16 protein-coding genes, 1 tRNA gene and 2 pseudogenes are annotated in these 20,845 nt (G+C 71.2%); 10 read left to right on the top strand and 9 right to left on the bottom strand.

The window, feature by feature from the left end; translation table 11 throughout:
• Positions 1–57 precede the first annotated feature (57 nt).
• The 5 genes from ACFZCF_RS29925 to ACFZCF_RS29945 all read left to right on the top strand — a co-directional run bounded on the left by ACFZCF_RS29925 (position 58) and on the right by ACFZCF_RS29945 (position 6,683).
• Positions 58–1,932: an AMP-binding protein gene (locus ACFZCF_RS29925; protein ID WP_391290121.1), complete on the top strand. Its 1,875-nt coding sequence runs from the start codon at positions 58–60 to the stop codon at positions 1,930–1,932.
• A 479-nt stretch (positions 1,933–2,411) separates the two neighbouring features.
• Entirely contained in the window at positions 2,412–3,134 is a 723-nt protein-coding gene (cseB, locus tag ACFZCF_RS29930; RefSeq protein WP_391290122.1) for a two-component system response regulator CseB, read from the top strand.
• Complete coding sequence (locus ACFZCF_RS29935; protein WP_391290124.1) at positions 3,131–4,390, top strand: ATP-binding protein; 1,260 nt, start codon at positions 3,131–3,133, stop codon at positions 4,388–4,390. Before cseB ends, ACFZCF_RS29935 begins: the two co-directional genes overlap by 4 nt.
• Before the next feature lie 227 nt (positions 4,391–4,617).
• The gene (locus tag ACFZCF_RS29940; protein WP_391290125.1) at positions 4,618–5,565 is read left to right on the top strand and encodes a D-alanyl-D-alanine carboxypeptidase family protein; all 948 of its coding nucleotides are present in this window, start codon (positions 4,618–4,620) and stop codon (positions 5,563–5,565) included.
• Between the two features lie 158 nt (positions 5,566–5,723).
• On the top strand, positions 5,724–6,683 hold the full coding sequence (locus ACFZCF_RS29945; RefSeq protein WP_391290127.1) for an endonuclease/exonuclease/phosphatase family protein: 960 nt from the start codon (positions 5,724–5,726) through the stop codon (positions 6,681–6,683).
• A gap of 160 nt (positions 6,684–6,843) precedes the next feature.
• On the opposite strand, the gene ACFZCF_RS29950 is transcribed toward ACFZCF_RS29945, so the two are convergent.
• From ACFZCF_RS29950 to ACFZCF_RS29960, 3 genes and pseudogenes are all read right to left on the bottom strand, one after another.
• Positions 6,844–6,917 (bottom strand) — tRNA-Met (locus ACFZCF_RS29950).
• A 79-nt stretch (positions 6,918–6,996) separates the two neighbouring features.
• Positions 6,997–7,200 (bottom strand): cold-shock protein, encoded by a 204-nt coding sequence (locus ACFZCF_RS29955; RefSeq protein WP_382811002.1) that lies wholly within the window; start codon positions 7,198–7,200, stop codon positions 6,997–6,999.
• Between the two features lie 188 nt (positions 7,201–7,388).
• Positions 7,389–7,543: pseudogene (locus tag ACFZCF_RS29960) on the bottom strand (HU family DNA-binding protein); the annotation flags it as partial.
• A gap of 454 nt (positions 7,544–7,997) precedes the next feature.
• Here ACFZCF_RS29960 and ACFZCF_RS29965 point away from each other — a divergent pair.
• Positions 7,998–8,774, top strand: a complete 777-nt coding sequence (locus ACFZCF_RS29965) for a hypothetical protein (protein ID WP_391290130.1) — start codon at positions 7,998–8,000, stop codon at positions 8,772–8,774.
• Between the two features lie 559 nt (positions 8,775–9,333).
• Here the strand turns inward: ACFZCF_RS29965 and ACFZCF_RS29970 are convergent.
• Positions 9,334–9,840: a hypothetical protein gene (locus tag ACFZCF_RS29970; protein WP_391290131.1), complete on the bottom strand. Its 507-nt coding sequence runs from the start codon at positions 9,838–9,840 to the stop codon at positions 9,334–9,336.
• 87 nt (positions 9,841–9,927) lie between these two features.
• Between ACFZCF_RS29970 and ACFZCF_RS29975 the strand changes: the two genes are divergently transcribed.
• Positions 9,928–10,446, top strand: a complete 519-nt coding sequence (locus ACFZCF_RS29975; protein WP_391290133.1) for a MarR family transcriptional regulator — start codon at positions 9,928–9,930, stop codon at positions 10,444–10,446.
• A gap of 177 nt (positions 10,447–10,623) precedes the next feature.
• Here ACFZCF_RS29975 and ACFZCF_RS29980 read toward each other — a convergent pair whose 3' ends face one another.
• On the bottom strand, positions 10,624–10,989 hold the full coding sequence (locus ACFZCF_RS29980) for a winged helix-turn-helix transcriptional regulator (RefSeq protein ID WP_391290135.1): 366 nt from the start codon (positions 10,987–10,989) through the stop codon (positions 10,624–10,626).
• 75 nt (positions 10,990–11,064) lie between these two features.
• On the opposite strand from ACFZCF_RS29980, the gene ACFZCF_RS29985 reads away from it, so the two are divergent.
• Positions 11,065–11,475 (top strand): Rid family hydrolase, encoded by a 411-nt coding sequence (locus ACFZCF_RS29985; protein WP_391290137.1) that lies wholly within the window; start codon positions 11,065–11,067, stop codon positions 11,473–11,475.
• Between the two features lie 13 nt (positions 11,476–11,488).
• On the opposite strand, the pseudogene ACFZCF_RS29990 reads toward ACFZCF_RS29985, so the two are convergent.
• The 3 genes and pseudogenes from ACFZCF_RS29990 to ACFZCF_RS30000 all read right to left on the bottom strand — a co-directional run.
• A pseudogene (locus ACFZCF_RS29990) lies at positions 11,489–12,015 on the bottom strand (glycosyl hydrolase family 65 protein); the annotation flags it as partial.
• A gap of 442 nt (positions 12,016–12,457) precedes the next feature.
• Positions 12,458–14,857, bottom strand: coding sequence for a phosphoketolase (locus ACFZCF_RS29995; protein WP_391290139.1), 2,400 nt, complete (start codon positions 14,855–14,857; stop codon positions 12,458–12,460).
• Between the two features lie 573 nt (positions 14,858–15,430).
• Positions 15,431–15,853, bottom strand: a complete 423-nt coding sequence (locus ACFZCF_RS30000) for a TipAS antibiotic-recognition domain-containing protein (protein WP_391290141.1) — start codon at positions 15,851–15,853, stop codon at positions 15,431–15,433.
• A gap of 493 nt (positions 15,854–16,346) precedes the next feature.
• Between ACFZCF_RS30000 and ACFZCF_RS30005 the strand changes: the two genes are divergently transcribed.
• Together ACFZCF_RS30005 and ACFZCF_RS30010 are read left to right on the top strand one after the other, a co-directional pair.
• The gene (locus tag ACFZCF_RS30005) at positions 16,347–16,595 is read left to right on the top strand and encodes a hypothetical protein (RefSeq protein WP_391290167.1); all 249 of its coding nucleotides are present in this window, start codon (positions 16,347–16,349) and stop codon (positions 16,593–16,595) included.
• 798 nt (positions 16,596–17,393) lie between these two features.
• Entirely contained in the window at positions 17,394–18,410 is a 1,017-nt protein-coding gene (locus tag ACFZCF_RS30010; protein WP_391290143.1) for a zinc-binding dehydrogenase, read from the top strand.
• 773 nt (positions 18,411–19,183) lie between these two features.
• Here ACFZCF_RS30010 and ACFZCF_RS30015 read toward each other — a convergent pair.
• Positions 19,184–20,416 (bottom strand): DUF4041 domain-containing protein, encoded by a 1,233-nt coding sequence (locus ACFZCF_RS30015; RefSeq protein WP_391290145.1) that lies wholly within the window; start codon positions 20,414–20,416, stop codon positions 19,184–19,186.
• Positions 20,417–20,845: the final 429 nt, after the last annotated feature.

Genomic DNA, 20,845 nt, shown 5'->3' on the forward strand with positions numbered 1-20,845 from the left:
CAAGTTACTCGCCAGTCAACCGATGTGTGAGGGGCGCCCTCGGGCATGGAGGCCGACATGAGTTCCGCGCAGCACCTTCTCGAGAACCGCCCGCATTCCGTGGCGCACCTGTTCCTGTCACGGGTCGAGGCCACCCCCGACCGGGAGGCGTACCGGTATCCGGCCGAGCTGGACGGCGGGGAGGAGTGGCGTTCGCTGACTTGGGCTCAGACGGCGCAGCGGGTGAAGGCGATCGCCGCCGGCCTGCTCACCTTGGGGGTGCGGAGCGAGGAGCGGGTGGCGATCTCCTCGTCGACGCGGATCGAGTGGATCCTCGCCGACATGGGCGTGATGTGTGCGGGCGCGGCGGCGACGGCCGTCTACCCGAGCACCAACGGCGAGGAGACGGCGTACATCCTGGCCGACTCCGGCAGTCGCGCGATCTTCGTGGAGAACGCCGAGCAGCTGAGCAAGGTCGCCGCCCGCAAGAGCGAGCTGCCGGACCTGGAGTACGTGGTCCTGTTCGATCCGGCTGCGGACGCGATCGGGGCCGAGGGACTGCGGGTTCTCACCCTCGCCGAGCTGGAACGGCGTGGGACGGAGCACCTCGCCGAGCACCCCGACGCGGTCGAGACGACGGTCCAGGGCATCGGCCCGGAGCAGCTCGCCACGCTGATCTACACCTCCGGCACGACAGGCCGCCCGAAGGGGGTACGCCTGGTGCACGACTGCTGGTCGTACCAGGGGTTCGCCCAGGAGTCGACGGGTCTCGTGCTCCCCGACGACGTGCAGTTCCTGTGGCTGCCCCTGTCACACGTCTTCGGCAAGGCCCTGATCGCGGGCCAGGTGCAGTCCGGGCACGTCATGGCCGTGGACGGCCGGATCGACCGCATCATCACGAACCTGCCGACCGTCCGGCCCACCATCATGGCGTCCGCGCCCCGGGTCTTCGAGAAGGTCTACAACGGCATCGCCGCCAAGGCACGCGCCGAGGGCGGCGCCAAGTACAAGATCTTCCAGTGGGCGGCGAAGGTCGCACGCGACTACGCCAGGACCGGCCAGGAGCAGATGGTCGCCACCGGCCGCCGCACCGTCCCCCTGTCCCTGACCGTCCGGCACGCCATCGCCGACAAGCTCGTCTACGGCAAGATCCGCGCGGCCTTCGGCGGCCGGCTGCGCGGCAGCGCCTCGGGCAGCGCCGCGCTCGCCCCCGACATCGGCTACTTCTTCGCCGGAGCCGGCGTCCCCGTGCTGGAGGGCTACGGCCTCACGGAGACCAGCGCCGCCTGCACCGTCAACCCGACCGACGACAGCCGGGTCGGCACCGTCGGCACGCCCCTGCCCGGCACCGAGGTCCGTATCGCCGAGGACGGGGAGATCCTCCTGCGCGGCCCCGGCATCATGCGCGGCTACCACAACCTCCCCGACAAGACCGCCGAAGTCCTGGAGCCCGACGGCTGGTTCCGCACCGGAGACATCGGCGAGGTCGACAAGGACGGCTACGTCCGGATCACCGACCGCAAGAAGGACCTGTTCAAGACGTCGGGCGGCAAGTACGTGGCGCCCACCGAAATCGAAGGCCGGTTCAAGGCCGTCTGCCCCTTCGCCAGCAACATCCTGGTCATCGGCAACGACCGCAACTACTGCACCGCTCTCGTCGCGCTCGACGAGAGCGTGATCATGCCCTGGGCCGCCGCGAACGGTCTGGCCGGCCGCGGCTACGCCGAGGTCGTCACCTCACCCGAGGTCCACACCCTGATCGACGGCTTCGTCCAGCGCCTCAACGCCGATCTTCAGCGCTGGCAGACGATCAAGAAGTTCGCCGTCCTGCCCCGGGACCTCGACGTCGAGCACGGCGAGCTGACCCCGAGTCTGAAGGTCAAGCGTCCCGTCGTCGAGCGCGCCTACGCCGATCTGGTCGAGGCCATGTACGTGGGCGCCCGCGAAGCCTGAGGCCCTTGTTGTCCGGCACGCATCCCCGTACTGGGCGGCGGCCCGCCCCTTGGTGACACCCGATGGGTCGCGGGACGGGGGTGCGACGGCCCGGTGTGCATCTGTGGCGGCCAGGCCCTGGAAACTCACAGACCGTGCCGGCGGACGGCGCCCGCGGCGACGACCGCTGCGGCGAGGGGCCACGCCACATACACGATCCACCGCCCGCTGCTGGCCGCCGGGTGGGGGGCGAGCCGAAGGGGTCGCCCCTCCGCACCCGTCGTTCTGTACCGTTCCGTGACTTGCACCGTGCGCGACGCCGCGGCGCCCTGATCGTTTGTCCGTACCGGCTCGGGCGTGTGTCGGCCGCCGCGCGATGATGTATCAGGCGCGTATCGTCCCAGGTCGGGGGCGTGTCGGTGGTGCTCCGGGCCTCCGGAGGATCGGCGGGGGTGAGGCATGATGGAGGACCTGCCCGGTCCCGTGCCCGAGGAACGCACATGTCTGATTCCCTGCCGGCTCCCGTGTCGGCGCCCGTGACGGTCCTGCTCGTCGAGGACGACGAGGTGATCCGGCGGTCCGTCGCGATGGCCCTGGAACGGTACGGCTACCGTGTGGTCGTCGCGGCCGACGGGCTGACCGGGCTCGAACTCTTCCGGGAGGGGCGGCACGACCTGTTGCTGCTCGACGTGATGCTGCCGGGCCTGGACGGCATCGGGTTGTGCCGGCGCGTCCGTGAGACGTCCACCGATCCGATCCTGATGATGTCCGCGCGCGGCGACTCCCTCGACGTGGTGTCCGGCCTGGAGGCGGGAGCCGACGACTACGTGGTGAAGCCCGTCGACACCGCCGTACTGGTGGCGCGGATCCGGTCGCTGCTGCGCCGGGCCGCCTTCGCGCCACCGGCGGGCGGACCGGCCGTCGCACCGGAGGCGGACGGCCCGCTGGTCTTCGGCGACCTCTCCCTCGATCCCGCCGCCCTGGAGGTCCGCAGGGACGGCGAGCGGATCGCCCTCGCCCCCACCGAGCTGCGACTGCTGCTCGAATTCGTCGCCCATCCCGGGATCGTGCTGGATCGTCAGACCCTGCTGCGCGAGGTCTGGGACTACGGCTGGGACGGCGACACCCGGGTCGTCGACCTGTGCGTACAGCGGCTGCGCAAGAAGATCGGCGCCGAGCGCGTCGAGACGGTCCGGGGCTTCGGCTACAAGTGGAAGAGGTGAGCGGCCGGCGCCGGGGAGCGGTCTCCGGCCTGGTGCCGCACCCCCGCTCGCTGCGCTGGAAGATCGTTTTCCTGGTGGCTCTGGCCTGTGCCTCGATGGCGCTGACGGTCGGTGTCCTGGTGCACGACTCGGTGCTGCGGCGGTCCCTGAACGAGGGCGCGATCAGGGCCGGCGCGTCCCTGGAGAAGGCACTGGGGGATGCCGCGGCCACCGGCGAGGAGGGGCCGCTGGTCTCTCCCGGGGAACTGCCCGACCCTCTGCTGCGGCAGGTCGAGCACGGCGGCGAGGCCACGTTCTACGAGGAGGGGCCACCCGCCCCCGTCTTCTGGGCGGCCCGGCGGGAGGGCGGGAAACTGTACGCGGTCGAGGTCGACATGACCGCCGATCTGCTGACTCGGCAGGCCCTGGACCGGCACATGTGGAAGTACTCGCTGCTCACCCTGGGCGTCGTCGTCCCGGCCATGGCTCTGGCGAGCGAGCTCCCCGCCCGGCGGCTGCGCCGGGTGGCCCGCACGGCCCGCCGCATCACGGCGGGTGACCTCGACGCCCGGACCGGGCCGGTGCGCGGGGGTGACGAGGTCGCCGAGATCTCGGCCGTGGTCGACTCGATGGCCGACAGCCTCCAGCGGCGGATCGACACCGAGCAGCGCTTCACCGCCGATGTCGCGCACGAGCTGCGCACACCCTTGATGGGCCTGGTCACCTCGGCGGAGCTGCTGCCCGAGGGCGAGGTGACCGAGCTGGTCCAGGGCCGGGTGCGGGTGCTGCGCGATCTCGTGGAGGACCTCCTGGAGATCTCCCGGCTCGATGCGGGCGCCGAACGGTCCCGGCCTGGACCGGTCGACCTGGCCGACCTCGTACGGGACGCGGTCAAGCGTACGGGCCTCGCCGCGCGGGTGTCCGAGCAGGACGCGGCGGTGGTCGAGACGGACCCCCGGCGCCTCGACCGGATCGTCTCCAACCTCGTCGTCAACGCCCACCGGCACGGCGCCGGCCCGGTGGAGGTCGCCGTCGCCCGCCGGACGGTGACCGTACGGGACCACGGCCCCGGCTTCCCGGCCGACCTGCTGGCCCACGGTCCCCAGCGGTTCCGCACGGGCACGGCCGAACGCGGGCGCGGGCACGGCCTGGGCCTGACGATCGCGTCCGGCCAGGCAAAGGTGATCGGAGCGGCCCTGGCCTTCACCAACGCCGCGGACGGCGGCGCGGTGGCCACCCTGAGCCTGCCCCCGGACCCTGCACCCGCCGACAAGTGAGCCCTCTTCCTCCGCCGGGCCCCGGCCGGCCCCCCCGACGGGTGACCCCTTCCTCGTCCGCTGGACCCCGGTCGTCCCTCCGGCGCGTGTCCCACTCGCCGCCCCGCTGATACACGACCGATGGGTTCCCGAGCACGGGCCGCGTTCCGGTGTCCGCGGACCGGAGACCTCTGGCCAGGAGTCTGGCTGCCGTACCGCATCCGTACCGCAGCCCCTGGAGGCAGCCCGTGGCCCTTCCCCGCCCACACCGTCACCGCCTCGTCGGCGGTGCGCTTGCCCTGGCTCTGCTGACGGCCCTGGGCATCGCCGTCGTCTCCCCCTCCGGATCGCCCGCACCGCCGGACGGCGGGCGGCCGATCTCCGCCATCGGCCCCCTCCCGTGGCCTCAGGACGGCCAGAGCGCCGTCGAGCTGGAGGGGAGCGGTTCACTGGGCGAGAGGGGCGGGCGGCGGCCCGTGCCGATCGCCAGCCTGGCGAAGGTGATGACCGCCTACGTCGTGCTCAACGGGCACCCGTTGCGGCCGGACGAGGAGGGCCCCCTGATCGAAGCGGACCAACGGGCCGCGCACGAGGTGGGGGTCGGCGGTGAGTCGACCGTCCCCGTGCGGGCGGGCGAGCGCCACTCTCAGCGCCGGCTCCTGGAGCTCCTGCTGATCCCCTCCGGGAACAACATCGCCCGGCTGCTGGCCCGGTGGGACTCCGGCAGCCAGGAGGCGTTCGTGGCGAAGATGCGGCGCGCCGCCGAGCGGCTCGGCATGCGGGACACGGTCTACACGGGGGCGAGCGGCATCGAGCCGACGACCACGAGCACCGCGGCCGACCAGGTCCGGCTGGTGCGGGCCGCGATGAAAGACCCGGTCTTCCGGGCGATCGTGGCCACTCGCGAGATCACCGTCCCCGGCCTCGGCACGATCGCCAACACCAATCCCCTGCTGGGCACCCCGGGCGTCGTCGGCGTGAAGACCGGTTCCAGCACCCCAGCAGGCGGGAACCTGCTGTGGGCCTGCGAGGTGCGCGTCGGCGGCACGCCCCGGCTGCTCGTCGGCGCCGTCCTGCACCAGCGGGCGAACACGACGCCGGCCGAGGGCCTCCGGGCCGCCGTCGACGCCGGCCGCGGCCTGCTCACCGCCGTCCGCGACGGGCTGGCCGCCGGGACGGAGGGCCGGGGGCGATGACGGCGACGCAGCGCCCAAATTCCTGCGCCGGGGCACCGGACGGCAGGACGGCACAGCCGCCTCCCACCGCCGGGGCGGGCAGCACGACGGTCCGCCAGGACCGCGCACCCGGGACCGGGGGCCCGGCTGGGGTGCAGCCGGACCCGCGCCCCGGAGCGGTGGACGCCGCTGCGCGTCGGCGGTGGTGGCGACGGCGCGGGACGGCGGTCATTGGCTGCTCCGTCCTCCTCGCGATGGGCATCGCGGGGCACGGGCTGCTCCCCCGTTTGCCCGGACGGATGACCAGTCTGGCCGAGACCCTGCTGCCCTGGAGCGCGCTGGCCGTCCCCGTCCTGGTGGCCGCCGCCCTGCTGCGGCGGGCGGCGGTGGCGGCGGCGGTGGCCCTGCTGGTGCCGACGGCGGCCTGGGCTGCGGTATTCGGCGGGGCCCTGGTCGACAAGTCGGCCCCCGGCGGTGACCTCACGGTGGTCAGCCACAACGTCAACCAGGCCAACCCCGACCCCGTGGGGACCGCGCGAAGCCTGCTGGCCGCCGGGGCGGACGTCCTGGCACTGGAGGAGCTGAGCCCGGACACGGCGCCCGCCTACGCGCGGGCCTTGGCGGACGCCTACCCGTACCACTTCCAGCAGGGCACGGTGGGCCTGTGGAGCGTGCATCCGCTACGGGACGCGCGAGCCGTGCCGATCATGCCGTGGACGCGGGCGATGCGGGCCACGGTGGACGCGCCCGGCGGCCGGCTGGCCGTATACGTCGCCCATCTGCCGTCCGTCCGCGTGGGCCTCTCCGGCTTCACCACCCGGGCGCGCGACGAGGCGCTGAGCCTGCTGACGGCGGAGGTGCGCGCCGAGCCGGTGCGCCGCGTCGTCGTCATGGGTGACCTCAACGGCTCCACCGACGACCGCGCGCTGCGGCCCCTCACCGACCGCCTCGTCTCCGCGCAGGCCGAGGCGGGCGCGGGTTTCGGCTTCACCTGGCCGGCGCGTCTGCCGGCCGTCCGGATCGACCAGATTCTCCTCGGCGGCGTCCGGGCCGCTTCGACGTGGACCCTCCCCGCGACGGCCAGCGACCACCTCCCCGTGGCGGCCCGGATCATCCTTCCCCCTGATCCCGGCGCCTGATCCCGGAGTCTGATCCGGACGTGTCCGAAGAGGTAGCTGGTGGAACCTCACACTGGCGCAGATCAGCGGACATGGCCACGACACGGAACCCACGTCATCCCTGAACCGGTCGGCTGTGCAGCGTGAAGGGGCCCGGCGCCTGCGGGGCCCCTTCCTGCCGTAGCGGGGACAGGATGCGAACCTGCCGCCTCTGGGTCATGAGCCCAGCGAACCACCGAGCTGCTTCGTCCCGCGTCGGTTGCACCACCTGCACGCGGTGGCCGACGCGGGACGCCGAGCGCTTTCGTGTGGTCCGGCGGGTCAGCCGGGGATGTCAGTTGCGGACGATGTTCTCCGCCTGGGGACCCTTCTGGCCCTGCGTCACGTCGAAGGTGACCGTCTCGCCCTCGACAAGCTCGCGGTATCCATTGCCGGAGATGTTGGAGTAGTGCGCGAAGACGTCCGGACCGCCGCCGTCCTGCTGGATGAAGCCGAAGCCCTTTTCGGCGTTGAACCACTTCACGGTACCGCTGGCCATGCTCGTGTCCTTCGATCAAGCCGGGGAGGCCCGGCCGGGTGGGAAAAGGGACCCCTCCCCGTGCGGGAAGGCGTCCGGCACCTGTCCTACCCCACGCGCGCTCACTTAATCGATCATTCCGCTGCCGGGGCGGGCGACATCTGCGGCGAGGGGTGGGGTGCTACTCGACTCGGTGAGGGGTGGGGGTGTTACTTGCCCTTGGCGGCTTCCTTGAGCCTCGAGCCCGCGGAGACCTTCACGCCGCAGCCGGCCTAGATGTCGATCGGGTCGCCGGTCTGCGGGTGCGAGCGGTGCGTGCGGCACGGTGGGTGCGCTCGAAGGTCAGGAAGCCGGGGATGGTGACGACACCGGCCGACAACGCCTTCCCTGCATGCACCACACGGGCCTGTACGGAACGAGGGTGTCCCCCGGGGCGGTGACGGACTGCGGGCGGGCCTGAAGCGCGAGAGTGGACAACGACCGTAGTCCACCGGCGCAGTGGCGGACACGGGGCCGTGCGCGAGCAGGCCGGGTGGTATGACGAACCGTCAGCCGTGGCCGGCCCCGAGCCCCGGACCCCTCACGAGCCGACCGCTGACGCCGTGCCGCAGTTCCCGAAAAGGATCGTGGGAGACGGGGGCGGCCCCGGCCGTACGGCGTCCCGTCACGGGGACCGGGGGTTGTGCCGCGCACCCCATCCCGGCACGGGCCGAAAGCGAGCCCGGTCCGTCCAGGTGGCGCTGAAAGGCTGGTGGGAAACCGCACTCCTCCCGCGGTGAGTAGCATCCGGCAGCAACAACCCGGTACAAGGAGTGCTGATGGCCGAAGATCGCACACAGACCCCTATCCAGCACAGGTACGCGCAGCAGTACGCCGACGACCTCGCGGCCAACCGCAAGGAACAGGGCGACGTCACCGCGCAGATCGCCGGTCTCCAGGAGCGTCTGGAGCAGCTCAAGGCCGAGGAGAGCTGGCTGACCCGGGCGCAGGGCAGTCTGCCCGGCGCACCGGAGGTCCAGCCGGCCGCCGTGGGCGCCGAGGCGCCGTCGGCGACCACGGCCGGGCAGGCCGACACCTTCGCGCCGGTCGAGCCGGCGGCCGAAGCACCGCAGAGCGTTCCGCAGCCGCGGCAGGAGCGGTCGGTGAAGGCGGAGCGGCCCGAGCGGGCCGCCAGGAAGACGGCCGCTGCGAAGGCGCCCAGAAAGGCGACGGCGAAGAAGACCGCCTCGAAGAAGCCGCGACCCGAGAAGGCTCCGGTACCGTCGGCCGCCTCGACGGCGACCGACGCTGTCACGGTCGTGGAGAAGTCGGGCCCGCCTCTGTGGCGGCTCGCGCTGGCCATCCTCCTCAAGACCCCCGGGCAGCCGTGCGTGGCGCGCGAAGTCCATGACCAGCTCGCACAGGACCATCCCGACCGGGCGACGTCGATCCAGACCGTGCGCAACAGCCTGGAGACGCTCGTGGCGAAGAGCCTCGCCGAGAGGTCGAAGCAGCAGGGGAGCGTGATGTACACCGCGTCCGCGAAGACCGGAGCGGACGCGGGATCCGCTGCGGGCAAAGCCGGCGGCGACACGAAGGTACCCGCGAGAGTCTGACCTCCACCGCGGGCCGCCCGGGCACGCGCGACGACCCGGGCGGCCGAGCGCCGCGGTTGCCCACTCCACGCCCGGCACTCGTCTTCGTCCGGAGGAGGACCTCTCCGCGAGGGGGTAGCACCTGAAGAGGGCGACACCGAGGGGCACATCGTGCCGGACGCGGCCCCCGCCCAGCGGGGTCGTCGTGGCTCGTGCTCGCCACCCGTCCCGGGCCCGGGACGGGAACAGACCGGGCGGTGATCGCCGGGCAGGGCAGGGGGCCAGTCCGGGCCTCGGCGAGCGGGACCTGGAGGGCTTCCCCTTCCCCAGCGGGTCGAGGAGGACGACGAGTACCAAGCGCACGAGAAAGCCGGCCGTACGCGTCGGGGGATGTCCGCGTACGACCGGCCAAGGGGCGTTATCCAGTCGCTCCATGACGCCGCCTACCCCCACCCCACGGACCAAACACGACGATCGCGGCCGTGCGGCTGGAGCTGCTCCAGGGTGGTGACGAAGGGCACCGCCTACGCCATCGCACGAAATTCGGTAGTCGCCCGGCGAGCCCTCACGGGGGGATCGGTCAGCCTCCTGTCGAGGAGCCCGGCCGGACGACCATGAGGACGAGGACGACGGCCCAGAGGAGCGAGAAGATTCCCGTTGTCATCGACAGCTGCTTCAGGAGCGCGGTGGAGTTCTGAACGGTGCCGGGTCCGGAGGCGGAATCCGCTGCGCCGGCCGTGCGGCCGCCGTGCCGGTCCAGGAGGGCGAGGGCTTCCCGCTGCCCGGGGATGATGCGCGTGATGAGCAGTCCGGCCGCGATAGCGGTCAACGTGAGGGACGCGATGACCCAGGGGTCCCGCGTGACGCCCATCGCGGCGGCCGTGGCGATTCCCAGAAGGGGCACGGCCGCGCCGACCGAGGCGTACACCCGCGTGAGCCTGTGGAGCAGCCGGGCTTCGGATGCTTCGTTCGACCCGTTCTTGAGGCTGTTGCGCATGCTTCGCGGGAAGAGGCTGGCGGCGACGGTCACGGGCCCCACGGCCAAGACGGCGACCAGGACATGGAGGGTCAGGAACAACTTGCTCATCGACACGGTCCTAGTTTTAGGTTGGCTAAAACTTACGGCGAGGACAGTAGCATCGGTCGACGAGACTGCGAGAGGAGGGAGGGCGCGATGACCGAGGAGGCCTATGGGAGCCGCGACGATTCGGTACCCGCAGGGACCGGGCGGCCAGTCCCGGGAATGCCGCTGTCGCTTCAGCTGGCGGGGATCGGGCGCATGGTCCGGGAGACGGTCGAGAGCCGCCTGGAGGAGGCTGGGCTGTCCGTCCGGCTGTTGGGGGTGATGGGCCACCTTTCCGCATCCCCCGGCCTGTCCATCAGCGAGCTCGCACGCCGGGCGCGGATCAGCGCGCCGAGCATGCTCGCGATCGTGCGGCAGCTCGAAGCCGACGGACTCGTCGAACGCACCAGCCCCACGGGCAGGGGAAACACCGCGCAACTGAGCCTGACGGAGGCGGGACGACGTGCCCGCGCACGCGCGAACGAAACCCTGTCGGATCTCGACGGCGTGCTGTTCAGCCCTCTGACGCCGGAACAGCGTGACGCGTTGAAGGGCGCCCTGCAACGGCTCGGCACCGCGTTCATCGATCCGACGGCGCGAACCACGTCCCCACCCGAACGGGGGCGGTGACCCTCCTGTCTTGCGGACAGCCGCACGGGAGGCATCGGGAAAGCACCACGCCGTGAAGGCGACAGCCCGCCCGAGGCGGCGTCGCCTGTCCCATCTGGGCCGCCCGCCACCGACCCGGAGGCTCGGCCCGCCGAGGCGGTCCACCTCCCCACCCGGAGAGGCCGGCGGAACGTACCCTCACGTGCCGGCCGAACTGTCGAAGACCTCGCGCGCGTGCTCAATGGCGGGCATGTTCTCCGAGGCCCAGGCCGACAACACGTCGATGGGGTGCCGAAGGGACTTGCCGAGACGGGTGATCCGGTATCGAACCGCCACAGGCCGGGTGGAAACGACCTCACGCTCGATCACGCCGTTGCGTTCGAGTCGCCGAAGTGTCGCGGTCAACGACTTCTGCGTGACCTGGGGAACGGCCCGGCGCAGTTCGTTGAAGCGGCACGGGCGTTCGCACAGCTCGTTCAGCACACTGAGCGACCACTTGTCGAGAATCTGATCCAGCAGCTCACGGTGCGGTGCGTCCACGCGAAGCTCATCGGAGGTATCCATGGCGAAACCTGGTCTCGTTGAAGTGTCCTTCTGCTACTAGGTAGCTTACGGATACCTACAGCGGAGGAGCCAGTCATGACTGTTCAGCACTTCACCCCGGACGGCATGTTGCAGCCGACCCCGTACCATCACGTCGCCGTCGGTACCGGAACCAAGCACGTCCACGTCAGCGGCCAGATCGCACGACGGGCCGACGGAACACCAGTCGCACCCGGCGATTTGTCCGGACAGGTGGCCCAGGCACTGCGTAACACCTCCATCGGCCTGACAGGAGCGGGGGCGTCGTTCGCGGACGTCCTGCGTCTGACGTTCTACGTGACCGGATGGAAGCCTGAGAAGATCGGCGATTTCATGGCAGGAGTCGAATCCGTCGCCGACGAGATCGGGCTCCGTCTGCCCATGCCCCCGGCTTCTCTGATCGGCGTCGATCACCTCTTCGAGCCGGATGTCCTCGTCGAGGTCGAAGCGACCGCCCTGCTGGACTGATCGGCTGACTGGTTCACGTCTCCCGTAGGGTCAGCACGGCCGCGTCGCCCGGTTCCACCGACACGACGCGGTCCCGCAGCCGCACCTCGATCGGGGTCCGGTCCGAGGGAGGAGCGCCGATCTCCGAGCGCAGGGGTGTCACCCGTACCCGGATGCCCCGGTTCCCCCGTAGCGGAGGGAGAAGCCGTACTCGGTGAAGCGCGGCGAGGACACGGGGTCGAGCCACAGGGCGCCGTTCCCTGTCTCGAGGCCCGTGAGCCCGCGCTGGACCAGATCGATGGTGCCGGCCATCGCCCCCAGGTGGATCTTCCTCGGTGGTCCCGCCCTGGAGGTCGGCTACATCGCCTTCGAGCGCTTCCTGTACGTATGCGCAGGCCTCCCGGCGGCGGACCCTGGACAGCGCCCAGCCGAGGACCGGCCCGCTGAGGGTCGAGCCGTGGCTGTGCGTCGCAGGTAGTGGTCGACGGTGCGGGTCCAGGTCGCTTCGTCCAGCTCGTGTCCCAGGCGGCCGAAGAGCGGCCCGCCTCCGCGCGGTGAGAAGCGCCCTCGTGCTCTGCGGGACCCGGCCGCAGTGGTGCGTATCCAGCGCGGGGACGAGGTGTGCGAGGGTCGGGTCAGGGCCCGCACCGTCTTCGACATGCTTCGACGTGCGAGCCCGCGGCCTCACACGAACCGCACCCTCGCATGCGCGCCCTACGCCCCGCTCCCCCACTGAGCACGAAGGCCGTGCGGCCGTGGACGGCGGCGGGGGCCCCTCGGGCGGAGGGAGCGGACAACCATGGCGCAGCACCGGCCGGCGGACGAAGGGATGACGAGCGGAGTGGCCGGGCTCCCTCCGGCACTTCCTCCTACGAGCCGGCCGGCCTGCTTGCGGCCCGGTGGTTCCCGGCCTTGATGGTTCCCCGGGCCGGGCGAGGCCCGGGCAGGGACGCCGTGGCGGCCTGTCGGGATTTCGGCGCCGCGCTGTGCGGTCGGTGGGATCTCATGTCGGCTGCCGGCCGTCGCCCCAGCTCCAGTCGGCGACCTCGGGCAGGTCGGTGCCGTGTCGGCGGATGAAGGCGTGGTGGCGGGTGCGGGCGTCGGCCATGGCCTGGCGCACGCCCACGGCTCGCACGGCAAGGCCGGGCACGCGGTCGATCACGTCCATGACGAGGCGGTAGCGGTCGAGGTCGTTGCGCACGACCATGTCGAAGGGGGTCGTGGTGGTACCCACCTCCTTGTAGCCGCGTACGTGCAGGTTCTGGTGCCCGTTGCGGCGGTAGGCGAGGCGGTGCACGAGCCAGGGGTAACCGTGGTAAGCGAAGATCACCGGCTTGTCCCGGGTGAACAGGGCGTCATATTCCGGGTCGGTCATGCCGTGCGGGTGTTCGTCGTGGGGCATGAGCCGGGTCATGTCGACGACGTTGACCACCCGAACGACGAGCTGCGGGAGATGGCGCCGCAGGAGGCCGGCCGCCGCGAGGACCTCCTGGGTGGGGACGTCACCGGCACAGGCCAGGACCACGTCCGGCTCGCGGGTCCCGTCCTCGGTACCCGCCCATTCCCACATGCCGGCGCCGCGGGCGCAGTGGGCGCGGGCGTCGTCGAGGGAGAGCCAGTCGAAGCAGGGCTGTTTGCCGGCGACGATCACGTTGACCTGGTCGCGGCTGCGGAGCGCGTGGTCGGCGACGGTCAGCAGGGTGTTGGCGTCCGGCGGGAGGTAGACGCGGACGACTTCGGGGCTCTTGTTGAGGACGTGGTCGACGAAGCCGGGGTCCTGGTGGGAGAAGCCGTTGTGGTCCTGGCGCCACACGTGGGACGTGAGGAGGTAGTTGAGCGAGGCGACAGGGGCGCGCCAGTGCAGGGCACGGGAGGTCTTGAGCCACTTGATGTGCTGGTTGACCATGGAGTCGACGATGTGGACGAAGGCTTCGTAGCAGGAGAACAGCCCGTGTCGGCCGGTCAGCAGGTAGCCCTCCAGCCAGCCCTGGCAGGTGTGTTCGGAGAGGATCTCCATGACGCGGCCGTGTCGGTCGAGGTGTTCGTCGGTGTCCAGGAGCGGTTCCTGCCAGGCCTTGCCACTGGCTTCGTACACGGCCTGGAGACGGTTCGAGGCGGTCTCGTCGGGGCCGACGAGCCGGAAGTCACGGCGCTCGCCGGTGGCGGCCATGACGCCTTCCAGCAGGTCTCCGAGCACTGCGGTCGGCTCGTGGTGGGTCTGGCCGGGCCGGTCGACGGGGACGGCGTAGCGTTCGAGCGGAGGCAGAGGCAGGTCCCGCAGGAGCAGGCCGCCGTTGGCGTGCCGGGTCGCGCCCAGCCTCCGCTCGCCCTCCGGGACGCATTCCAGCACCTGGGGGCGCGGCCGGCCGGCTTCGTCGAAGAGCTCCTCGGGGCGGTACGAGCGCAGCCACGCTTCCAGTTGGGCCCGGTGGCCGTCGTCGTCGCGGACGCCCGGCAGGGGCACCTGGTGGGCACGCCAGGTGTTCTCGACCGGGACGCCGTCGACCGTGGCGGGTCCGGTCCAGCCCTTCGGGGTGCGCAGGACGATCACCGGCCAGCGCGGCCGTCCGACGGGGGCGCCGGTCCGGGCTTGCCGCTGGATGTGCCGGATGTGGTCGAGAGCCGTGTCCATGGCCGCCGCCATGGCCCGGTGGACCTGGTGGGGGTCGTCTCCGGTGACGTGCAGGGGGTCGTGGCCGTAGCCGCGCAGCAACTGGTCGAGTTCCGTCTCCGGCAGCCGTGCGAGCACGGTGGGATTCGCGATCTTGTATCCGTTGAGGTGGAGGACGGGCAGGACCGCTCCGTCGTGGACGGGGTCGAGGAACTTGTTGGAGTGCCAGGAGGCGGCGAGCGGTCCCGTCTCCGCCTCACCGTCGCCGATGACGCAGGCCACCAGCAGGTCGGGATTGTCCAGGGCGGCGCCATAGGCGTGCGACAGGGAGTAGCCCAGCTCACCGCCCTCGTGGATCGAGCCGGGGGTCTCGGGTGCCACGTGGCTCGGCACCCCGCCGGGGAAGGAGAACTGCCGGAACAGCCGGGCCATGCCGTGCTCGTCGCGGCTCACATCGGGGTAGGTCTCGCTGTAGCTGCCTTCCAGCCAGGAGTTGGCGAGGACGGCCGGCCCGCCGTGCCCGGGCCCCCAGACGCACAGCGCGTCGACGCCGTGCCGTTTGATGACGCGGTTGAGGTGGGTGTGCACGAGGTTCAGGCCCGGGGAGGTGCCCCAGTGCCCGAGCAACCGCGGCTTGATGTGGGACGGTTCCAGCGGCTTCCTCAGCAGCGGATTGCCCATCAGATAGATCTGGCCGGCCGACAGGTAGTTGGCGGCCCTCCAGTGCGCGTCGAGCGCACCGAGCTCCTCGTCGGTCAGCGGTACGCCTTCAGAGCGCTCGTCCTCACGCATGTTTCCTCCGTCGTGTGCGGTCGCGGGCGGCCTGCGGGCACCGGGCGGACGTGGCCGACGGGGGTCTTCCCCGTCACGGGAACGCGAATCGACCCAGGACCGCCCGAGGGCATGCACCCCCCGTGATTCCACGGGTCCTGGACCCCATCGTCGTAAGCGCACCCGCCGTTCGGGACGCTGACACAGCGAAAGTGTCGCAGTAAGGGCCGGATGGGGCACTTCGGCGGCCTCCTCGAAGCCCCGGTCCCGGTGCTTCGAGGAGGCCCGGTCCCGGTGCTTCGCGGAGGCTTCGACGCCTTGCACTGCCGGCGATGAAGAATGCCGAGGTCCGCGCTCGGATCGTGCCCGGTCTCGCGGGCCGGCCTTGACGAGGAGCCGTGCCCCACGGTCTTACGCAGCGTGGCCCTCCGCTCCACGCCGCGGGCGGATCGCCCCCGCAGAAGAACAGACGAAGTCGTGCTCACGGACGATGTCGTCTCGGCACCAGCCCGAGACACCGGTCTCTGCTCCCCCAGGGCTGCGACAGCCCTGAGGTCTCCCCCGTCCGTCCGCGTCCCGACCCGTGTCGTCCGACTACGCCGAAGCCTCGGCTCCCGCGCTGGGGGCGAATCCGTTCCCGTGCTCGGCGAACACCTTGATCGCGGCGCCCAGGAACTCCACCAGCCCGGGGTGGTAGGAATCGTGGAACGCCCTCATGGCCTCGTCCTCGGCGTAGAAGAGCGACATGCCGACGTACGCCTCCCTGGAGGGGGTGTAGAACCGGCACGCGATGTCGAAGTGCCTACGGACGAGCTCCTGGATCTGCTGGTCCCCTGGCAGGGAGCCGCCGTCCAGGAAAGCCGTGATCTCCCGGTACAGGGCGTCCCAGTCCCGGTGGACCCGCTCCCTGTCCACATGTTCCCAATTGTTGGTGGCGGCAAGACTCTTCGCCTGCTCCTCGGCCAACGACCGGCGACACTTGTCCTCGTCATCGTTCCCCACGGCACCGGTTCCCATCGTTTCGTCACCTCTCCAGCGGATCCCCGAGAGGCCGCCGACATGGCGACATCGACCGGCCGTCCATGATCGACTGCCGGTCCAGGCCGAACGGTGACACACAGCCACCGGGTCGGCAAACCATTTCCCGGACCCTTCGGTGCTCGTCCCGGTCAGCCGGCGGCGGAGAAGCGCGGCTCGACCGGCGAGCCGTCGGAGCAGGGCGTCCGACCGCTCGCCCGCGCGACCCGGATTCCCCGCGGCAACCTTGATCCTTCTGCCGGCCGCCCCGCTCGTGCGACAGGGCGTTCGCGATCCTCCGGGGACCGGACTCAGGACCTCGGACGGCCCGCCGAGCCGCCCCGGCCGCGGTGGTGCGGGGCGACGCCGACTGGTGGAGGCCCTGAAGCGGCTCGTCCAGGCCCGTCCGGCCGCATCGGTAGCCATGGAACCGGTGACCTGTCCAGCGGTCACGCTCCATCCCCAGCAGCGCGTCGTCGACGCCGCGCGCATCATGGAACGCCGCCGCATCGACCGGCGGCCCGTGATGCACGAGGGGAACCGCCTCATCGGCTTCACCACGCGACGCAACCTCCTGCGCGTCTTCCTGAGGACTGACGCGGAGATCCGTAGGAAGTCATCGACGCCGTTCATGCCCGGAGGGCGACCCCCGGCCGTGCGGTGGAGCTCCACGTCCATGTCGGGGACGGGATCGTCACCCTGGCCCGCTCGCCCGGGCCGGAGGTCGATGCGCCGGTACTGATCCGAGCCGCGTGGCGGGTGGACGGCGTCGTCGGTGTGCTGAACCGGCTGGCGGCCGAGCGGGAGAGACACGGCCCGCCGCGGGACGGGGCACCCTCGCCTGCCGCTGCCGACTGAGCACCGATGCGGAGACCGGTGCAGGCGTCGGTCAGGACCCCCTGCATGGCTGAACGTCCTCGATGCCGGCCGCCAGGTCGGTGCCCACCCGGTTCGAACCCCGATTTCCGATTCCTGGCGGACCGGAGACCGGTGGCCTTGGCCGCTGGACGACGAAGACCACGGCCGCATCGGAACGCATCGCGGAGGAGTACGGCCCCCGGGCTCGGCGTCCCGCGATCGATCTGGCCCGCACCCGGGCTCGTACCGCGTCCCGCGTCCCGCGTCCAGCAGCTGATGGCATGGCCTGCTCGGCCGGGTCCGCCCTGGTGAAGCCGAGGGGCGCCGTCGACGTATGGCAGCCCGAGAGGCCCCGACACGGCGGGAGGCCTCATTCACGGTGGGCACAGCCGTGGAAGGCGGCGATTCCGGGCCCGGCGATTGCGGCTGGTGGAAGCTCGCGCGGCCTTCACCCCCGCACCTCGGTCGTGATGTGACGGCCGGACCGGACGGTCGTCGCGCTGGACCACACGGGACAGTTGCGCCGTGACACAGATCCCGGGGACCAGCCCCTACTGCGACGAGCCCCTCACTCCGCGCACCGTCACGGAAGCCCGTGGGTCGGTCGAGCGCTGGTCTGCTTGCCGGGAATCGGACGGCCGTCGACGGGGTTGCTGGGGGACGAGCCGTAATTGGAGGGGTCATGCGGGCGATTCAGGTGTACGAAGTGGGCGGTCCCGAGGTGCTGCAGGAGGCCGAGGTGGACCAGCCGCGGCCGGGGCCGGGCGAGGCGGTCGTGGAGGTCGCCGCATCCGGGGTCAACTTCCTCGACGTCTACCACCGCGAAGGCCGCTACGGCCTCCCGCTTCCCTTCACCCCGGGCTCCGAGGGCGCCGGCACGGTCGTCGACGTCGGTCCCGGCGTCACCGACGTCGCAGTCGGAGACCGGGTCGGTTGGGTGGAGATTCCCGGCACGTACGCCGAGCGGGCCGTCGTGGATTCCTCCCGGCTGGTGCCGCTGCCCGACGACATCGGCTTCGAGACAGCCGCCGCCGTGCTCCTCCAAGGCATGACCGCCCACTACCTCGTCAAGGACGCCTACCCGGTCCAAGAGGGCGACACGGTGCTCGTGCACGCGGCCGCCGGTGGCATGGGGCTGCTTCTGACCCAGCTCATCACCCATCTCGGCGGCAGGGTGATCGGCACGACGTCGACCCCGGCGAAGGCCGAGCCGGCGAAGCACGCCGGGGCCGCCGAGGTGATCGTCTCCTCGGCAGTCGACGACCTCGCGGCCGAGGTGAGACGGCTCAACGGCGGCCAGGGACTGCCGGTCGTCTTCGACGGCGTCGGCGCGCACACCTTCGACGCGAGCCTCGCCAGCCTGCGCCCCCGAGGCCATCTCGTGCTCTTCGGCGCGGCAAGCGGTGCCGTGCCGCCCTTCGATCCGATTCGGCTCGCCCACGGCGGTTCGCTGACCCTGATCCGGCCCAGCCTCGGAGACTTCATCGCCGATCGGTCCGAACTGCTCCGACGGGCCGCCGACGTGTTCGCGTGGGTGCGCTCCAAGGCCCTTGAGGTCACCGTGACGGGCCGCTACGCATTGTCCGAGGCCGCCCGGGCCCACAGCGATCTGGAGGCTCGGCGTACCACCGGCAAACTGCTCGTCATACCCGATGCGGCCGCTTCGGGACACCGTGAGGAGACGGCTGCTCGCGGGTGACGGGGGCGACGCCCACCATGCGCGGCTCGGAGGCCCTCCGGATCGGGGCGCACGTCGATGAGGCGCAAGACCGTGCTCCGCCTGACGGGCACCCAAGAACCGAGTCGCAGGGCGGAGATGGGTGCGGAGATACGGCGACCGGAGCGCGGTCAAGGCGGCCGGGCAGGGGGCGGTGCTGGAGCTGCTGTTGCCGAAGGGTGCCAGGTCAGGGCGGCCGCCCGTCTGGCCTCGGCGGCGGCTGATCGACGGCCTACGGTGTCGAGTCCGGGACCGGAGTTCCGCGGCGGTTCGTCGCCGCCGCTACGGACCGTGGAACCGGCACTCCAACCGCCTCCGCAGGCGGCCGCACAACGGGACCTGTCACCGGATCCTGACCGACTCCGGACCCTGGCCGACGCGAAGGGCGCGACCGTCCGGGGCCTGAGCGTCGACTCCGCGGTCTGCCGCGACATCGGTACGCGGCCGGGTCAGCAAGCAGGGCGACCTGCCACCGCGGAGGGGACCTTGTGCACGCGGTTCGACCAGGACCCGTGTTCCGGGCAGGCGGCGCCGACCGTGGTGCACTTCGCGTCCATCCCGCACGATCACGATGTCACGTCCGTCAACGGCGCCGCTCCGTTCACGAACGACGGGAACGACAGCTCCTTCAGTGGGAACCCGGCCTCTTCCACTGGCCGGTACTGTGAGGCCGACGCCACGGGGCTGCCGCGGGGGTGGCTGCGGCACCGCCGTGATCTGAGGTGCTGCCGCGGCCATGAAGCGTCCTGCCAGGGTCAGCCGATTTTGCTGGCACGCCACTCGATCGCCTGCGGGACCTCGGTGAACTCCACCAGGTGCTCCCCCGCGAATCGTTCCAGTGCGGTGCGCACCTCCATGGGGGTGACGTAGAAGAACTCCTTCCTGGTGTTCACGCGGTTGACCCGACGGTCGGCGAACTCGTGGTGGAGGCGGGTTTCGAGGCCGACGGCGTCCTTACTGAAGATCAGGGCGTGGACGTCGAAGCGGAAGGGGACTGCCGCGCCGCTGAGCTCGTAGACGCGGTCGAGGGGCTCGAGGCGGCGCGTCATGCCGATCTTGACGATGCTGTCGCCGAAGGCGCCGATGTTGGAAACGACGTAGACGTAGCCGGCGCGGACGTTCGCGGCGCGGGCATCGACGTCCTGGAGCGCGTCGTGGATCTCGGCGAGTTTGGCTTCCATGTCACGCACGGCTTCGTGGTCGCCTTGGGCGCGCAGACGCTCGATGGCGGCTTCGTAGTGGTTGAGTTCCTTGCTCAGCTTCTCCCGTTCGCGCTCCAGCTCGCGCTGGGCGGCCGCTTCCTCACGCTCACGGGCGCGTGCCTCGCGCTGGGCCTCCCTTTCCTCCTCCTTCTTCTGCAGGAAGTCGGCGGTCAGCTGCAATTCGCGGACGCGGGCGTCGTGGTAGGCGTCGGAGATGCGGATGTGCATGGTGGCGCCGAGCTTGGCGATGGTCTCCCGGCTCTTGTAGAGGCGGTCGACCAGTGAGGTCAGGCGGTGGGGGCGCATGGTGCGGACGGCGTAGTCGGCCTCGGCGTTGTAGGCGCGGAGCATCAGTTTGGAGAAGTCGCGGATCATCTTGCGGCCCTCGCGGGTGGAGCCGTTGACGGTCCAGTCGGTGGCCGCCAGGACGGCCTGATTGTTGCGTGCGAGGTTCTTGATCTCGGCTTTGAGGGAGTCGAGGCGGCTGCGGTAGGCGACGGCATCGTGGAGCTGGTGGTGGTAGGAGTAGATGCCGGCCTGCTGGAGCAGGACGGTCTCGTCGGTGGTGACGATCTGCGCGCGCAGCTCGGTCAGGCGGTTCTCCGCCTGGTAGATCTCTCCTCGGTATTGCTCGGCTTCCTTGCGGATCCGCTCGGTTTCCCTCGCGGCCTGTTTGGCGTCGGCCTTGATGTCCTTGGCGGTCTGGCGGGCCTGTTCCACGAGGGCTTCGGCCTCTGTCTGTGCCTGCGCGTGCAGGGCGGCTGCCTCGCGGCGTGTCCGCTCCATGAGACCGGCGACCTGGACAGCGTCGGCGCCTTGGGTGTGCGCGATCCACTGCCTCAATTCCTCGAGCTCGCTCTGCTCGTCGCGCCGCCAACGCCCGAACAAGCCTCTCTTGCGCCCGCCAGGAACGCCGGGCGCAGGCGTGTACTGCCGGGGCACGGCGGCTGCCGGCAGTGCGCCTTCGGGTGTGTCGGGCAGCCACATCTGCCAGCCAGGAGGGGGCGGCCAGGACGGGTCGGGCTCCCAGCCCGCCGGAGGGACCCAGCCATGGGCCAGTGGCCAGCTCGGCGGCGGATTGAACCGGAACCCGTTCACACTCACCCCTGCACTCCCCTCCCCCGACACCCTTCGGTGCCCCGCCGTCGATTTCTGGCGCGATCATGCCGTGCAGGCCGCGGGGAAGGCGGCCGATTGCGAAGATCGGCGCAAAAG

It is taken from the genome of Streptomyces sp. NPDC007945 (assembly GCF_042958885.1).
Lineage (GTDB): Bacteria > Actinomycetota > Actinomycetes > Streptomycetales > Streptomycetaceae > Streptomyces.

What these genes read in the sequence shown, in the direction of transcription:
- ACFZCF_RS29925 (WP_391290121.1), top strand. Translation starts at nt 58, where the DNA reads ATGAGTTCCGCGCAGCACCTTCTCGAGAACCGCCCGCATTCCGTGGCG.
- cseB (WP_391290122.1), top strand. Translation starts at nt 2,412, where the DNA reads ATGTCTGATTCCCTGCCGGCTCCCGTGTCGGCGCCCGTGACGGTCCTG.
- ACFZCF_RS29955 (WP_382811002.1), bottom strand. Translation starts at nt 7,200, where the DNA reads ATGGCCAGCGGTACCGTGAAGTGGTTCAACGCCGAAAAGGGCTTCGGC.
- ACFZCF_RS29965 (WP_391290130.1), top strand. Translation starts at nt 7,998, where the DNA reads ATGGCCGAAGATCGCACACAGACCCCTATCCAGCACAGGTACGCGCAG.
- ACFZCF_RS29970 (WP_391290131.1), bottom strand. Translation starts at nt 9,840, where the DNA reads ATGAGCAAGTTGTTCCTGACCCTCCATGTCCTGGTCGCCGTCTTGGCC.
- ACFZCF_RS29975 (WP_391290133.1), top strand. Translation starts at nt 9,928, where the DNA reads ATGACCGAGGAGGCCTATGGGAGCCGCGACGATTCGGTACCCGCAGGG.
- ACFZCF_RS29980 (WP_391290135.1), bottom strand. Translation starts at nt 10,989, where the DNA reads ATGGATACCTCCGATGAGCTTCGCGTGGACGCACCGCACCGTGAGCTG.
- ACFZCF_RS29985 (WP_391290137.1), top strand. Translation starts at nt 11,065, where the DNA reads ATGACTGTTCAGCACTTCACCCCGGACGGCATGTTGCAGCCGACCCCG.
- ACFZCF_RS29995 (WP_391290139.1), bottom strand. Translation starts at nt 14,857, where the DNA reads ATGCGTGAGGACGAGCGCTCTGAAGGCGTACCGCTGACCGACGAGGAG.
- ACFZCF_RS30000 (WP_391290141.1), bottom strand. Translation starts at nt 15,853, where the DNA reads ATGGGAACCGGTGCCGTGGGGAACGATGACGAGGACAAGTGTCGCCGG.
- ACFZCF_RS30005 (WP_391290167.1), top strand. Translation starts at nt 16,347, where the DNA reads ATGGAACGCCGCCGCATCGACCGGCGGCCCGTGATGCACGAGGGGAAC.
- ACFZCF_RS30010 (WP_391290143.1), top strand. Translation starts at nt 17,394, where the DNA reads ATGCGGGCGATTCAGGTGTACGAAGTGGGCGGTCCCGAGGTGCTGCAG.
- ACFZCF_RS30015 (WP_391290145.1), bottom strand. Translation starts at nt 20,416, where the DNA reads ATGGAGCGGACACGCCGCGAGGCAGCCGCCCTGCACGCGCAGGCACAG.